Here is a 14,393-nt window from a genome sequence, read left to right on the forward strand (position 1 = left end):
GCGTAGAGCTGGACGACATCTATATTGGCAACGGCGCATCGGAATTGATCGTCATGGCCATGCAGGGCTTGTTGAACGACGGGGACGAAGTGTTGTTGCCCGCGCCCGACTATCCGTTGTGGACGGCCGCCGTGAGTTTGTCGTCGGGAACGCCGGTCCATTATCTCTGCGACGAATCCGCCGGCTGGATGCCGGATCTCGACGACTTGCGCTCGAAGATCACGCCCAACACGAAGGCGCTCGTCATCATCAATCCGAACAACCCGACCGGCGCGCTGTATTCGGACGAACTGCTGCTCGAAATGATCGAATTGGCGCGCAAGCACGGCCTGATCATTTTCGCCGACGAGGTGTACGACAAGATCATCTATGACGGACTCACGCATACGTCCGTCGCGGCGTTGTCGGAGGACGTGCTGACGGTGACGTTCAACAGCTTGTCGAAGAGCTACCGGTCATGCGGTTATCGCGCGGGCTGGATGTTCCTGTCCGGCATGACGGGCGAGAATCGCCGCGCGGCCAACGACTATATGGAAGGCCTCGGCATTCTTGCGTCCATGCGACTGTGCGCAAACGTGCCGGGCCAGTATGCGATCCAGACGGCGCTCGGTGGATATCAGAGCATCAACGACCTGATCGTGCCCGGCGGGCGGCTATTCAAGCAGCGCGAGCTTGCCTACGACATGCTTACGGCTATCCCGGGCGTGAGCTGCGTCAAGCCTCAGGCGGCGCTCTACATGTTTCCAAAGCTTGACCCCAAGATGTATCCCATTGTGGACGACCAGCAGTTCATTACTGACCTGCTGCTTGAAGAACGCACGCTGCTTGTGCAGGGTACGGGCTTCAACTGGCCGACGCCTGACCACTTCCGCGTTGTGTTCCTGCCGAACGTCGACGACCTCGCTGACTCGATCCACCGCATCGGGCGCTTTCTCGATGGTTATCGAAAACGTCACTCTGTCTAAAACCCTTTTTATAAGACCACGCTTCAATGGAACCGATCAAAGTTGGCCTGCTGGGCTTCGGCACGGTCGGCGGTGGCACCTTCACGGTGCTGCGCCGCAATCAGGAAGAAATCAAACGCCGCGCCGGACGGGGCATTGCCATCACGCGCATCGCGGTGCGTACACCGTCAAAGGTGCCGGCGTCCGCCGGCGTGGATGTGACGAGTGACTTCAACTCGGTCGTCGACGATCCTTCCATCGACATCGTGGCCGAGATGATCGGCGGCACGGGTTTCGCGCGTGAGCTGGTCCTGCGTGCGATCGCCAACGGCAAGCATGTGGTGACCGCGAACAAGGCACTTTTGGCCGTGCATGGCAGCGAAATCTTTGAAGCGGCAAGCCAGAAGGGTGTGATGGTGGCGTTCGAGGCGGCGGTCGCGGGCGGAATTCCTATCATCAAGGCATTGCGCGAAGGGCTGACCGCGAACCGGATCGAGTACATCGCCGGGATCATCAATGGCACGACCAACTACATCCTTTCGGAAATGCGCGATCGCGGGCTGGACTTCGCGACGGCGCTCAAAGCCGCACAGGACCTGGGTTACGCCGAAACGGATCCCACCTTCGACATTGAAGGCGTGGACGCGGCCCACAAGATCACGATCATGAGTGCGATCGCATTCGGCGTGCCGGTCCAGTTCGACCGGGCGTACGTGGAAGGGATCAGCAAACTCGACGCAATCGACATCCGCTATGCCGAAGAGCTGGGCTATCGGATCAAGCTCCTTGGCATCGCGCGGCGTACGAAACAGGGTATTGAGTTGCGCACGCATCCCACGCTGATTCCGGAAAAGCGCTTGCTGGCAAATGTCGAAGGCGCGATGAACGCGGTCGTCGTGCATGGCGACGCGGTCGGGACGACGCTCTACTACGGCAAAGGCGCGGGTGCAGAGCCAACCGCCTCGGCCGTGGTGGCCGATCTGGTCGACGTCACGCGCCTGCATACCGCCGACCCCGAACATCGCGTGCCGCATCTCGCGTTCCAGCCGGACAGCCTTTCGAACACGCCGATCCTGTCTATCGAGGACGTGACGAGCGGGTATTACCTTCGCCTGCGCGTGGCCGACGTGACGGGCGTGCTCGCCAACATCACGCGGATTCTGGCTGACAAGGCCATTTCGATCGATGCGTTGCTGCAAAAGGAATCCGAGCAGGTTGAGGGTGAGGATAAGGGCGAAACCGACATCATCCTGATCACGCACGAGACGGTCGAAAGGGAAGTCAATGCGGCGATCGTGCAAATCGAGGCGCTCTCCACGGTCGTCTCGAAGGTAACGAAATTGCGCCTGCAAGCGTTGAACTAGGGCTTTCAAATGAACTATATCTCCACGCGCGGTGCCGGTTTCGGCGAGCGCCACCTGTTTTCCGACATCCTGCTTACCGGTCTTGCGAAGGACGGCGGTCTGTACCTGCCCGCTGAATATCCGCGGGTGACGCCGAGCGAACTGGCGCAATGGCGCGCGCTGTCGTATGCGGACCTTGCGTTTGAAATCCTGCACAAATTCAGCGACGACATTCCCGCCGACGATCTTCGCGCGCTCACGCACCGCACTTACACGGCCAGCACGTACAGCAACGTTCGCCACCATGAAAGTGCGGCGCAGATCACCCCGCTGAAGACGCTTGGCGTTGAAAACGGCACCACCGTTTCGCTGCTTGAGTTGTCGAACGGTCCGACGCTCGCGTTCAAGGACATGGCCATGCAACTGCTCGGCAATCTGTTCGAGTACACGCTGGCCAAGCACGGCGAAACCCTGAATATTCTCGGAGCAACGTCCGGGGATACGGGGAGCGCCGCCGAATATGCAATGCGCGGCAAGAAGGGCGTCAGGGTGTTCATGCTGTCGCCGCACAAGAAAATGAGCGCGTTCCAGACCGCGCAGATGTTTTCGCTTCAAGACCCGAACATCTTCAATCTGGCCGTTGAAGGTAACTTCGACGCGTGCCAGGACATCGTGAAAGCGGTGTCGAATGATCACGCGTTCAAGGCGCAGAACAAAATCGGCACGGTCAATTCCATTAATTGGGCGCGCGTGGTGGCGCAGGTCGTCTACTACTTCAAGGGCTACTTCGCCGCGACGCAATCGAACGCGGAGCGCGTGTCGTTCACCGTGCCGTCGGGCAATTTCGGCAATGTCTGCGCGGGCCACATCGCGCGGATGATGGGCCTGCCGATCGAGAAGCTGGTCGTAGCGACGAACGAAAACGACGTCCTCGACGAGTTTTTCCGCACGGGCGCGTATCGCGTGCGCACGGCGGCGCAGACGTATCACACGACCAGTCCGAGCATGGATATCTCGAAGGCGTCGAACTTCGAACGTTTCGTGTTCGATTTGCTTGGCCGCGAGCCCGCACGCGTGTTGCAACTTTTCCGCGATGTAGAAGAAAAGGGCGGTTTCGACCTGGCGGCGAGCGGCGATTTCGCGCGCGTGAAGGAATTCGGTTTTGTGTCAGGAAGCAGTAGCCACGCGGATCGTGTACAGACCATTCGTGATGCATACACGCGTTACGAAACGATGATCGACACCCACACCGCCGACGGCCTGAAAGTCGCGCGCGAGCACTTGCAAGCAGGCGTGCCGATGATCGTGCTGGAAACCGCGCAGCCCATCAAGTTCGGCGAAACCATCCGCGAAGCCTTGCAGCGTGATCCGGAGCGGCCGGCGGCCTTCGTCGGACTGGAACAATTGCCACAAAGATTCGATATCGTCGCCGCCGATGCGAATGTGGTGAAGGCGTACGTCGCGCAGCGCGTTTAAGCGCGGGGCTCGCGGTGACGAACGCGACGCCGGGGGATGCATTCGCTTGACCCTGGCGCGTTACGTTTTGCGTTGCGTTGCCGCAAGTTGTCCTCAAAACTGCTAAAATACGCGGTTTTTCGCCGTACACATTGAAAAGGACGCGCTGTGCTGTCTACTGCCAACATCACCATGCAATTCGGGCCGAAGCCCCTCTTCGAGAACATTTCGGTCAAGTTCGGGGAAGGAAATCGCTACGGCCTGATTGGGGCGAACGGTTGCGGCAAATCCACGTTCATGAAGATCCTGGGTAGGGACCTGGAGCCGAGTTCGGGCAATGTGATGCTCGAACCGAACATTCGGCTGGGCAAATTGAGCCAGGATCAGTTCGCCTATGAAGACATGCGCGTGCTCGACGTCGTGATGATGGGCCACACGGAAATGTGGACCGCGATGTCGGAGCGCGATGCGATCTACGCGAATCCCGACGCCACCGACGACGACTATATGCACGCCGCCGAACTCGAGGCGAAGTTCGCGGAGTACGGCGGTTACACGGCAGAAGCGCGCGCGGGCGAGTTGCTGCTCGGTATCGGCATAGCGATCGGGGACCATACGGGACCCATGAGCAACGTGGCGCCTGGCTGGAAATTGCGCGTGCTGCTCGCGCAGGCGCTGTTTTCCAAGCCGGACGTGCTGCTGCTCGACGAGCCGACCAACAACCTGGACATCACCTCCATCCGTTGGCTCGAGGACATACTGAACCAGTACAACTCGACCATGGTCATCATTTCCCACGATCGACACTTCCTGAACCAGGTCTGCACGCACATGGCGGACATGGACTACGGCACGTTGAAGGTTTATCCGGGGAATTACGACGACTACATGCTGGCGTCGGCTCAGGCGCGCGAGCGTCAGGCGAACGCGAACCAGAAGGCCAAGGACAAAGTTGCCGATTTGCAGGACTTCGTGCGCCGCTTCTCGGCGAACAAGTCGAAGGCGCGCCAGGCCACGAGTCGCGCGAAGCAGATCGAGAAGATCAAGATCGAGGAATTCAAGCCTTCGTCGCGACAAAACCCGTTCATTCGATTCGATTTCGAGAAGAAGCTCCACAACATTGCGGTGGTGGCGAACGGCATCACGAAGAAGTACGACCGCACCATCTTCGATCATTTCAACCTGAGCGTGCAGCCGGGTGAACGGATCGCGATCATCGGCGAGAACGGCGCGGGCAAGACCACGTTGCTGCGCGCGCTGAAGGGTGCGATCGAACTGGATGGCGGCACGGTGAAGTGGGCGGAAAACGCACTGGTCGGCTACATGCCGCAGGACACCTACGAAGAGTTTCCGAAGGACGAGACGCTGACCGACTGGGTCGACCAGTATCGTCAGGAAGGCGACGACGACCAGATGGTGCGCGGCACGCTGGGCCGTTTGCTCTTCAACGCCGACGACATCAAGAAGTCGGTGAAGGTGCTGTCGGGCGGCGAGAAGGGCCGGATGATCTGGGGCAAATTAATGCTTGGACGCCCGAATGTGCTGTTGATGGACGAGCCGACGAACCACATGGACATGGAATCGATCGAGTCGCTGCAAATCGCGCTGGAAAAATACGAAGGCACGTTGATCTTCGTGTCGCACGATCGTGAGTTCGTCAATGGTTTGGCGAATCGGATTATCGAAGTGAAGAACGACGGCACGCTGCGCGATTTTGGCGGGACGTACGAGGAACTGCTGGCGAGCCAGGGAGTCCAGTAACGCTTGCCCAGTACTAAAGACGACTAAAACCGGGTAAGTCAAACAGCCCGCGCAAACGGCCCGCTTCGAAAGAAGCGGGCCGTTTGCTTTGTGCGTGCGCGAAACGCGGTGTCGCCCAAAACAAGGTTTCATGTTCCGCAAGGCGAAACACGGCGTAGTCGATCCGGGTTGATAAATATCAACCCGTACTTGTCCAACCTGTCGCAAGCTCGAAAAATCTCACCCTGGACCTATCACTAAGATGACGCCTCTTCCTTCAATGACTATTCGCGGCCGAACGTTGCTTCCCATTGTTCAGGGAGGCATGGGTGTCGGCATATCCGCTTCCCGGCTCGCGGGCGCGGTCGCGAAGGAAGGGGCTATGGGCACGATTGCGAGCATCGACCTGCGCCATCACCACCCTGACTTGCTAGAACTCTGCAAGCAGGACCCGACGCAGGCAACCATGGAAGCCGCGAACCTGACGGCATTACGTCGTGAGATCACGGCTGCCAAGGCGATCAGCGAAGGCCGGGGAATGGTTGCAGTCAACGTAATGCGGGCAGTAGGCTCCTACGCAGCCGCAGTGAAAACCGCGTGCGAGAGCGGCGCGGACGCCATCGTGATGGGCGCGGGCTTGCCGCTCGATTTGCCCGATCTGACGCAGGGCGTCGATATCGCGTTGATCCCGATTCTTTCGGACAGCCGCGGCATTGCGCTGGTGCTTAAGAAGTGGCTGAAAAAGAACCGCTTGCCCGATGCCATCGTGATCGAACATCCGGCGCACGCGGGCGGTCATCTCGGCGTGGCGAACATCGCCGATATCCCGAACGAGCGCTTCGAATTCCAGCGCGTGATCGACGAAACCATGCTGACCTTCGATTCCCTCGGCATTGACCGCGCGCAGATTCCGCTGATCGTCGCGGGGGGCATCGACTCGCACGCCGCCGTGCGTCACTGGCTGACGGCGGGTGCATCGGGCGTGCAACTCGGCACGGCGTTCGCGGTAACGCAAGAGGGCGACGCACATCCCGAGTTCAAGCGCATTCTCGCCGACGCGACGCCCGAAGACATCGTTGAGTTCGTGAGCGTGACCGGATTGCCGGCGCGCGCTGTGAACACGCCGTGGCTCTCGCGCTACTTGCGAAACGAGCAGAGGATCCGCGACAAGATCGGCTCGCGCCCGCACGCATGCCCAACCGGTCTCAACTGCCTGAGTGCCTGCGGGTTACGCGACGGCATCGAGAAATTCGGGCACTTTTGTATCGATACGCGTCTCGCCGCAGCGCTGCGCGGGGATCGGGCGAATGGATTGTTCTTTAGAGGACGCGAGGCGCTGCCGTTTGGATCGGCAATTCGCAGCGTGCGGGAGTTGCTCGACCTGTTGATTCTCGACGTGAGGCCAGGGCTTGCGGCGTAGAGACGCAGCGGTGAGAAGCGCTCGCTGCACTTGGGTGCCATCCCAGCGGGTTTCGGATCCCCGTAATAGTGCCTCTAAATGTGATGCCTTCGTCCCCATCAAGCTTTGTCGCGCGTAAAGCGCGTTGGCGCACGCCGCGGCGCGTCTGGGTGCGACCCCTCGTTCATCAAGTTTTGTCGCGCGTCAAGCGCATTGACGCCCGCTACTGCGCGGCTAAGCGTGACCCCTCGGTCATCAAGCTTTGTCGCGCGTAAAACGCATTGCGGTGCCTTCGTGGTTGATGCGCTCCCAGATCGCGCGCTTCTCGTCGTCGGCGAGAAAAACCCAGTTTGAAACTTCGCTGGCCGTACGACCGCAGCCTTTGCAAATATCGTCGAAAAGGGTGGAGCAGACGCCGATGCACGGGCTGTCCGGTAAGTCATGAAGATTCGATGCCATAAACGCCCGTAGCAGGCGCTACCTATCGAAAAAGCGTAGCGCCCCGCAAAAATTTGAAGCACTCGACGCGCGACGCCAAAGCCGGTTTGCTTCGCGTAGGGCGCCAGTTCTCAAGGTGAAACTGCAGTTCGCGCAATTGTAAACGTCCTGCGCACTCACCGCCCGCAGAACCCCTCCCGCCCCGCCCCCTGAACCTCATCCTCGCCGGTGTGCACTTTGCGCGACAAAAATGACCAATTGTTTTTTGAGACGACACACTTTGATGATAGTTTTCGGGTTTTTAGAGAGTCAGGGTCGCGAAGCGGTCGTTGCGCGGGCGCTTCGGGACACAAGGTGGTCCATGTTCGGCAAAGCCGATTTATCGAAGGACGGAGACAACGCGATGACGAAAAAACTGGCGGGCCGGTTGGTTGGACGTACATGGGGCGAAGACTCGGTTGCACGCGTGGATTCAGGCTTGGGTGCACGCCTGACGATGCTCGCGATCACCTGCGCTGCGGTTACGGCTATCACGGCCGTCACGCCGCTCGCGGCAGCGGCCAAGGACACGCAGCTGAATGTGTATAACTGGTCGGATTACATCGCGAAGGACACGATCCCGAATTTCGAGAAAGAGACGGGTGTGAAGGTCAAGTACGACAACTACGACAGCGACGACACGCTCCAGGCCAAGCTCTTCACGGGCAATTCGGGCTATGACATCGTGGTGCCGACCAGCAACTACGCCGGCAAGCAGCTCGCGGCAGGCATCTTCTGGCCACTCGATAAATCCAAGCTGCCCAACCTCAAGTATCTCGATCCCGATCTGATGAAACTGATTGCGGGCGCCGATCCGGGCAATAAATACACGGTGCCCTGGGCGTATGGCACGACAGGTCTCGGCTATAACGTGACGAAGGTTCAGTCGATCCTCGGCAACACTGTGCCGCTCGATAGCTGGGATATCCTGTTCAAGCCGGAAAACATCTCGAAGCTGAAAGCGTGCGGGGTGTCCGTGCTTGACGCGCCCGACCAGATGTTCGCGGCGGCGCTGCATTACATCGGCAAGGATCCCATGAGCACGAACCCGGCCGATTATCGCGAGGCCCTGGCAATGCTCAAGAAGATCCGGCCGTACATCACGCAATTCAACTCGTCGGGTTATATCAACGATCTGGTCGGCGGCGACGTATGCTTTGCCTATGGCTGGTCGGGTGACGTGGTGATCGCGAAGCATCGTGCGGAAGAGGCGAAGAAGCCGTACAAGATCGAGTATTACATCCCGAAGGGTGGTGCCCCGGTCTGGTTCGACGTGATGGCGATTCCGAAAGACGCGAAGAACAAGGAAGCCGCGCTGGAGTGGATCAACTACATCGAGACGCCGCAGGTTCACGCCGCTATCACCAACGAGGTGTATTACCCGAGTGCTAATCTTGAGGCGCGCAAATATGTATCGAAGGACGTGGCAGACGACCCTGCCGTGTATCCGCCGCAAGACGTGATCAAGACATTGTTCTTGCTCAAGCCTTTGCCGCAGGAAATCCAGCGCCTGCAAACGCGACTGTGGACGGAATTCAAGTCCGGGCGTTGAATGCCGTAAGGTAATACTGGTCGCGCGAAAACCGAAGCCCCTGGTCCGCCAGGGGCTTTGTTCGTAGTCGACATGTATTGTTTCCAGGCATTTCGACGTCGGAAATACCAAGAACGCGAGCATAACCGCGAGCAAGAACGCGCGAAACGCGCAGGAGCCGGGCAGCAGATCATGAGTGAGCAGTCGAGCGAAGTGCCAGCAGGATGGGTGGGGCAGAACGGCCGCAAACCCGAGCCGGGTCTGCGGACACCGGAATGGGCCGATGAAAATTTCGTGCGGCTCGTCGATGTAGTAAAAAAATTCGACGAAACGACGGCGGTCAAGGGCGTGAGCCTGTCGGTGAAGAAGGGCGAACTGTTTGCGTTGCTCGGCAGCTCCGGCTGTGGCAAATCCACTTTGCTGCGCATGCTCGCCGGACTGGAGTCGATGACATCGGGGCAGATCCTGATCGATGGCGAGGATCTGGCGAGCATGCCGCCGTATCGGAGGCCGACGAACATGATGTTCCAGTCGTATGCGCTGTTTCCGCATATGACGGTGGAAGCGAACGTGGCGTTCGGGTTGAAGCAGGAGGGCGTGCGGGGATCGGAACTGAAAGACCGCGTGCATGCGACGCTCGATCTTGTCCAGATGGCGCGATATGCGCAGCGCAAGCCCGACCAGTTGTCGGGCGGCCAGCAACAACGCGTGGCGCTCGCACGCAGCCTCGTCAAGCGGCCAAAGCTTTTGCTGCTCGATGAACCCATGTCCGCGCTCGACAAGCAGATCCGCCAGCGCACGCAAATCGAACTGGTGAATATCCTCGACCAGGTCGGCGTGACTTGCATCATGGTCACGCACGATCAGGAGGAAGCCATGACGATGGCCAGCCGTATCGCCGTGATGAGCGAGGGTGAGATCGTGCAGACCGGTACGCCACACGAGGTGTATGAATATCCGAACAGCCGCTTTACGGCGGAATTTATCGGTACGACAAACTTGTTCGAGGGCAACGTGGTGGAGGACGAACCAGATCATGTGTTCGTGGACACGACGGAACTGCCTGTGCGCCTGTATGTGAATCACGGGATTACCGGGCCGCTTGGCATGCCGGTGACCATCTCGGTGCGGCCCGAGCGCGTCGCGCTGACGAGAAAACCGCCTGACGGCGCGTTCAACTGGGGCCACGGCAACGTGGCGAACATCGCGTACATGGGGGGCTACACGCTGTATCACGTCAAGCTGGACAGCGGCAAGGTCGTGGTGGCGAACCTTTCCAGCCGCTCGCTCGGCGAGATCGATTCCCCGACCTGGGGCGACGAGGTGTACGTGCGCTGGAGTGCCTCGGCCGGCGTGGTGCTCACGGCATGAAGGCGCGTACCCGAATGGACTATGCGCCAATCGCTCGGCTGGGTGCCGGTGGCATGAACGCGCTGCGTTCGCTCAAGCAGCGCATGCGCCTGTCCGGCAAGACCGCGGTGATCGCCGGGCCGTATACCTGGCTGCTGTTGCTGTTTTTCGTGCCGTTCCTGCTGGTTGTGAAGATCAGTTTTGCCGATGCGCGGCTCGGCATCCCGCCCTACACCGAACTGACGTCGATCAAGGACGGCGCGCTGAGTGTCGTGCTCGATTTTTCGCACTATGCGTTTCTCGTCACCGATAGTCTGTATTTCGCGACCTACTTGAATTCGCTGCTGGTCGCGGCGGTTTCCACGCTGCTATGCCTGATACTCGGTTATCCGATGGCGTATTACATCGCGCGTTCCAATCCGGCTACGCGCAATCTTTTACTGATGGCAGTGATGTTGCCGTTCTGGACTTCGTTCCTGATTCGCGTGTATGCGTGGATCGGAATTTTGAAGAACAACGGTCTGCTGAACAACTTCCTGATGTGGATTGGCGTGATCCATCAGCCTATTGAGCTGTACCACACGAATATTGCGGTTTATATCGGCATGGTTTATTCGTATCTGCCGTTTCTCGTGATGCCGCTTTACGCGCATCTGGTGAAAATGGATCTGACGCTGCTCGAAGCCGCTTACGATCTCGGTGCGAAGCCGTGGAAAGCGTTCTTGCAGATTACGCTGCCGCTGTCGAAGAACGGGGTTATCGCGGGATGCTTGCTGGTATTTATTCCAGCCGTAGGTGAATACGTGATTCCTGAATTGCTCGGTGGCGCCGACACGCTGATGATCGGCCGCGTGATGTGGAATGAATTCTTCGACAACGCCGATTGGCCGATGGCGTCCGCCGTGACCTGCGCCATGGTCCTCCTGCTGCTCGTGCCGATAGCGCTGTTCCAGCACTATCGGGCGAGCCAACTGGAGGAGAAGCGATGATCAAGCCCAGTCGCAAGCTCCATTACACGTTTCTTGGCATCGGGTTTCTGTTTTTATACGTCCCGATCGTCAGCCTTGTGGTGTATTCGTTCAACGAATCGCAACTCGTCACAGTGTGGACGAAATTCTCGCTGCGCTGGTATACCGCGCTATTGCACGATGACGAACTGATCGACGCCGCGTGGCTTTCCCTCCGGATTGCGGTAATGACTGCTTGTGCGTCGGTTGTAATCGGCACATGGGCGGGTTTCGTTCTCGCGCGAATGGGGCGATTCCGGGGCTTCACGCTTTATAGCGGCATGATTAATGCGCCGCTCGTGATTCCTGAAGTGATTCAGGGGATATCGCTGCTATTGCTGTTCATTGAAATGGCGAAGTGGTTTGGCTGGCCGGCCGGGCGCGGCATATTCACGATATGGATCGGACATGTGATGCTGTGTCTTTCTTATGTCGCGATTATTGTGGAATCGCGCGTACGGGAATTGAATCCCTCGCTGGAAGAAGCCGCGCTTGATTTGGGCGCAACGCCTCCGCGCGTATTCTTCGCCATTACGCTGCCGCTCATATCGCAGGCGCTGGTCGCGGGATGGCTGCTGTCCTTCACGCTTTCCATCGACGACCTGGTGCTGTCCGCGTTCCTGTCGGGACCGGGTTCGACGACCTTGCCGCTGATCGTTTTCTCGCGCGTGCGACTCGGCCTGAATCCGGAGATGAACGCGCTCGCCACGCTGTTTATTGCGTTGGTGACCGTAGGGGTGATCGCCGCGAACTACTTCATGCAGCGCGGCGAACGCAGGCGGTTGGCGGGTGTTTTATAGGCCTGTTTGGCAGGGCCGTGCTCCCGGCCTTATTCGCCGAGCGCGGCCATGCCGAGATGTCGGGTGAATGTCACGGGATCGGTGTTCGTGCCGCACAACAGGACGCCAACGCGCTTGCCTTGGCACGCGTCCCGCAACGGCCCGAGGAGCGCGGCGGTCGCAGCGGCTGCGGACGGTTCGACCGCCAGCTTCAGTTCATCGAAGAGAAGCAGCATGGCGTGGCGCAACTCTGCGTCCGACACGGTGACTAGCCGGTCGATATGCCGGCGGCACAACTCATAGCTGTATTCCTCGGTGTGTGGCGCCATCAGCGAATCCGCGATGCTGTGCATCGGGCCCATCTTGACCGTGTGATTGGCGGCAAAGCTCTGGCCCATTGCGTCGGCGCCGACTGGCTCCACGCCGTACACATGTATCGATGGATTCGCGAGCCGCAGCGCCAGAGACGCGCCCGCCGCGAGTCCGCCGCCGCCGATTGGCAGGATGACGACATCGAGATCGGGCGCTTGCGAGGTCCATTCGTAGCCAAGCGTCGCCGTCGCCAGCACGGTCCGGTAGCTATTGAACGGATGCACGAAGTAGCGGCCTTCCTCGGCTTCGATTTCCCGCACGATACGGAAAGCGTCGGCGCCGTCTTGTGCCATCACCACGTCGGCGCCGAAACGATGGCACATTGCGACGCGCGCCGCGCTCGCCGTCTTGATCATCACGACCTTCGCGCCGATCCGGCGCCGCATGGCGGCATACGCCACCGCGACCGCGTGATTACCCGCCGACACGCAGGTCACGCCTGCGGCGCGCTCGGGTTCGGTGAGGGCGAGCAAGTGCGAAAAAGCGCCGCGCGTCTTGAACGTGCCGCCCACTTGCAGCAACTCGAACTTGAAGTTGACCGACGTACCCTCGAGCGTCGCGAAATCGGTGCGCTCGAAGGTCGGCGTGCGCGCCACCCATGGCGCGAGCACCATGTGCTGGCTGGCGATATCGTCAAGCGTGGGGATCGGCGTACCGTCGATCGTGTGCTCGGGGTGGTGGGCGGAGGTGGACATTTGGATCAAGTTAATGTGCGTGAGCTTCGACGGACATACTGTGAATGAACTTGCCGAGAAACGCTTCGCAAGCCGCCAGTTGTTGCAGCGATACGTACTCGTTCGCCTTGTGCGCCTGCTCGATGTTCCCCGGTCCGCACACGATGCTCGGCACACCGGCCAGCGCGAACAGCCCCGCTTCCGTGCCGTATGCGACCTTGCGCTTCTCCTGGTTCTCGGTCAGTGCGCGCACGAGTTGCGTGATCGCGGCTTGTTCCGATGCATCCAGCCCGGGCGCCGAAGCGATCTTCGAGAACTCGATGGCTGCGCTCGCGTGTTCCTTCTGCATCTTTGGCAGCAAGGTCTCACGTGCATACTTTTCGATTCGCGCGAACACGATATCCGGATCGAGCGTTGGCAGGTTGCGGAATTCGAACTCGAAGTTACAGATGGCCGGCACTGTGTTGATCGCGTTGCCGCCTTTGATCGTGCTGGTTTGCGCGGTTGTGAAGGGCACGTCGTATTGTTCGTCGAACGGGCCTTGCGCGCGGAATTCATCGGCGACGTCGCGAATGAAACAGATCAGGCGCGCGGCATATTCGATTGCGTTCAGGCCGTGTGGGGTCAGCGACGAGTGAGCGGCCAGTCCGCGCACGCAGCAGTTATAAGTATTGATTCCCTTATGCGCGATGATCGGACGCATGCTGGTCGGCTCTCCGACGATACAGCCGTCGGGGCGCAGGCCGCGCTTTTGCAGGTCGTCGATCATCAGTGGTGCGCCGACGCAGCCGACTTCTTCGTCGAAGGAAAGGGCGAAGTGGATTGGGCGCGCGAGTTTCGTGGCCTGCATCTTGGGCAACAGGCTCAGCGCTGCACCGATGAACCCTTTCATGTCGCAGGTTCCGCGGCCGTATAAGAGGCCGTCGCGGATTTCCGGTTTGAACGGATCGCTGTCCCAGTTCTGGCCATCGACTGGCACCACATCGGTGTGTCCTGATAGCACGATGCCGCCGTTTGTTTGGCCGTCGTGGGCGGGCACGGTCGCGAACAGGTTGGCCCATTTTCCGGAGCGATCGGTGGTGAGTGTGGCTTCGATGCCGGCGGTGCGCAGTTCGTCGCGAACGGTTTCGATCAGGCCCATGTTGGGGTTGCGGCTGACTGTGTCGAAGGACACTAGCTTTTTGATCCAAGGGAGCGAGGCGGGCTGCTCTGCGATTGGGGACATGGTGGGTTCCTGTTCGGATTGGGCGGGGATGGGGGAGGGGTATAGGGGGCTGCTTGCGGCGAGTGTGGGGTTAGATTTTGGGCGGTTCTGCTAGCGG

General features: G+C 59.7%; 11 protein-coding genes and 1 pseudogene. 9 read left to right on the forward strand and 3 right to left on the reverse strand.

What is annotated here, in order from left to right; genetic code table 11:
* From WCA53_RS28950 to WCA53_RS28970, 5 genes are all read left to right on the forward strand, one after another.
* A partial coding sequence (locus WCA53_RS28950; RefSeq protein WP_423919177.1) for a pyridoxal phosphate-dependent aminotransferase occupies window positions 1–965 on the forward strand: 965 nt, incomplete at its 5' end.
* A gap of 26 nt (window positions 966–991) precedes the next feature.
* Window positions 992–2,308 (forward strand): homoserine dehydrogenase, encoded by a 1,317-nt coding sequence (locus WCA53_RS28955; protein WP_423919181.1) that lies wholly within the window; start codon window positions 992–994, stop codon window positions 2,306–2,308.
* Between the two features lie 9 nt (window positions 2,309–2,317).
* On the forward strand, window positions 2,318–3,763 hold the full coding sequence (gene thrC, locus WCA53_RS28960; RefSeq protein WP_423919184.1) for a threonine synthase: 1,446 nt from the start codon (window positions 2,318–2,320) through the stop codon (window positions 3,761–3,763).
* Between the two features lie 147 nt (window positions 3,764–3,910).
* On the forward strand, window positions 3,911–5,503 hold the full coding sequence (locus tag WCA53_RS28965; RefSeq protein ID WP_423919187.1) for an ABC-F family ATPase: 1,593 nt from the start codon (window positions 3,911–3,913) through the stop codon (window positions 5,501–5,503).
* A gap of 241 nt (window positions 5,504–5,744) precedes the next feature.
* Window positions 5,745–6,902 carry an NAD(P)H-dependent flavin oxidoreductase gene (locus WCA53_RS28970; protein WP_423919190.1) on the forward strand — a complete coding sequence of 386 codons (1,158 nt, stop codon included), beginning with the start codon at window positions 5,745–5,747 and terminating at the stop codon, window positions 6,900–6,902.
* Window positions 6,903–7,136: 234 nt separating this feature from the next.
* Here WCA53_RS28970 and WCA53_RS28975 read toward each other — a convergent pair whose 3' ends face one another.
* Window positions 7,137–7,340: a DUF1289 domain-containing protein gene (locus tag WCA53_RS28975; protein WP_423919195.1), complete on the reverse strand. Its 204-nt coding sequence runs from the start codon at window positions 7,338–7,340 to the stop codon at window positions 7,137–7,139.
* Between the two features lie 475 nt (window positions 7,341–7,815).
* On the opposite strand from WCA53_RS28975, the gene WCA53_RS28980 reads away from it, so the two are divergent.
* The 4 genes and pseudogenes from WCA53_RS28980 (at window position 7,816) to WCA53_RS28995 (ending at window position 12,046) form a co-directional block, all read left to right on the forward strand.
* Window positions 7,816–8,910 (forward strand): polyamine ABC transporter substrate-binding protein, encoded by a 1,095-nt coding sequence (locus tag WCA53_RS28980; protein ID WP_423919205.1) that lies wholly within the window; start codon window positions 7,816–7,818, stop codon window positions 8,908–8,910.
* Between the two features lie 261 nt (window positions 8,911–9,171).
* Window positions 9,172–10,260, forward strand: a pseudogene (locus WCA53_RS28985) (ABC transporter ATP-binding protein); the annotation flags it as partial.
* A 53-nt stretch (window positions 10,261–10,313) separates the two neighbouring features.
* A complete protein-coding gene (locus tag WCA53_RS28990) occupies window positions 10,314–11,228 on the forward strand; it encodes an ABC transporter permease subunit (RefSeq protein ID WP_423919208.1) in 915 nt (304 codons plus the stop codon).
* Complete coding sequence (locus WCA53_RS28995; protein WP_423919211.1) at window positions 11,228–12,046, forward strand: ABC transporter permease subunit; 819 nt, start codon at window positions 11,228–11,230, stop codon at window positions 12,044–12,046. Before WCA53_RS28990 ends, WCA53_RS28995 begins: the two co-directional genes overlap by 1 nt.
* A 29-nt stretch (window positions 12,047–12,075) precedes the next feature.
* Here the strand turns inward: WCA53_RS28995 and WCA53_RS29000 are convergent, their stop codons facing one another.
* Together WCA53_RS29000 and argE are read right to left on the reverse strand one after the other, a co-directional pair.
* Window positions 12,076–13,092 (reverse strand): threonine/serine dehydratase, encoded by a 1,017-nt coding sequence (locus WCA53_RS29000; protein ID WP_423919199.1) that lies wholly within the window; start codon window positions 13,090–13,092, stop codon window positions 12,076–12,078.
* Between the two features lie 10 nt (window positions 13,093–13,102).
* Window positions 13,103–14,296, reverse strand: coding sequence for an acetylornithine deacetylase (gene argE, locus WCA53_RS29005; protein ID WP_423919202.1), 1,194 nt, complete (start codon window positions 14,294–14,296; stop codon window positions 13,103–13,105).
* Window positions 14,297–14,393 lie beyond the last annotated feature (97 nt).

It is taken from the genome of Caballeronia sp. (assembly GCF_049581465.1).
Classification (GTDB): domain Bacteria; phylum Pseudomonadota; class Gammaproteobacteria; order Burkholderiales; family Burkholderiaceae; genus Caballeronia.

Bases quoted from the DNA above. Each gene is read 5' to 3' on its own strand.
- WCA53_RS28955 (WP_423919181.1), top strand. From the start codon at position 992: ATGGAACCGATCAAAGTTGGCCTGCTGGGCTTCGGCACGGTCGGCGGT.
- thrC (WP_423919184.1), top strand. From the start codon at position 2,318: ATGAACTATATCTCCACGCGCGGTGCCGGTTTCGGCGAGCGCCACCTG.
- WCA53_RS28970 (WP_423919190.1), top strand. From the start codon at position 5,745: ATGACGCCTCTTCCTTCAATGACTATTCGCGGCCGAACGTTGCTTCCC.
- WCA53_RS28975 (WP_423919195.1), bottom strand. From the start codon at position 7,340: ATGGCATCGAATCTTCATGACTTACCGGACAGCCCGTGCATCGGCGTC.
- WCA53_RS28980 (WP_423919205.1), top strand. From the start codon at position 7,816: ATGCTCGCGATCACCTGCGCTGCGGTTACGGCTATCACGGCCGTCACG.
- WCA53_RS28990 (WP_423919208.1), top strand. From the start codon at position 10,314: ATGAACGCGCTGCGTTCGCTCAAGCAGCGCATGCGCCTGTCCGGCAAG.
- WCA53_RS29000 (WP_423919199.1), bottom strand. From the start codon at position 13,092: ATGTCCACCTCCGCCCACCACCCCGAGCACACGATCGACGGTACGCCG.
- argE (WP_423919202.1), bottom strand. From the start codon at position 14,296: ATGTCCCCAATCGCAGAGCAGCCCGCCTCGCTCCCTTGGATCAAAAAG.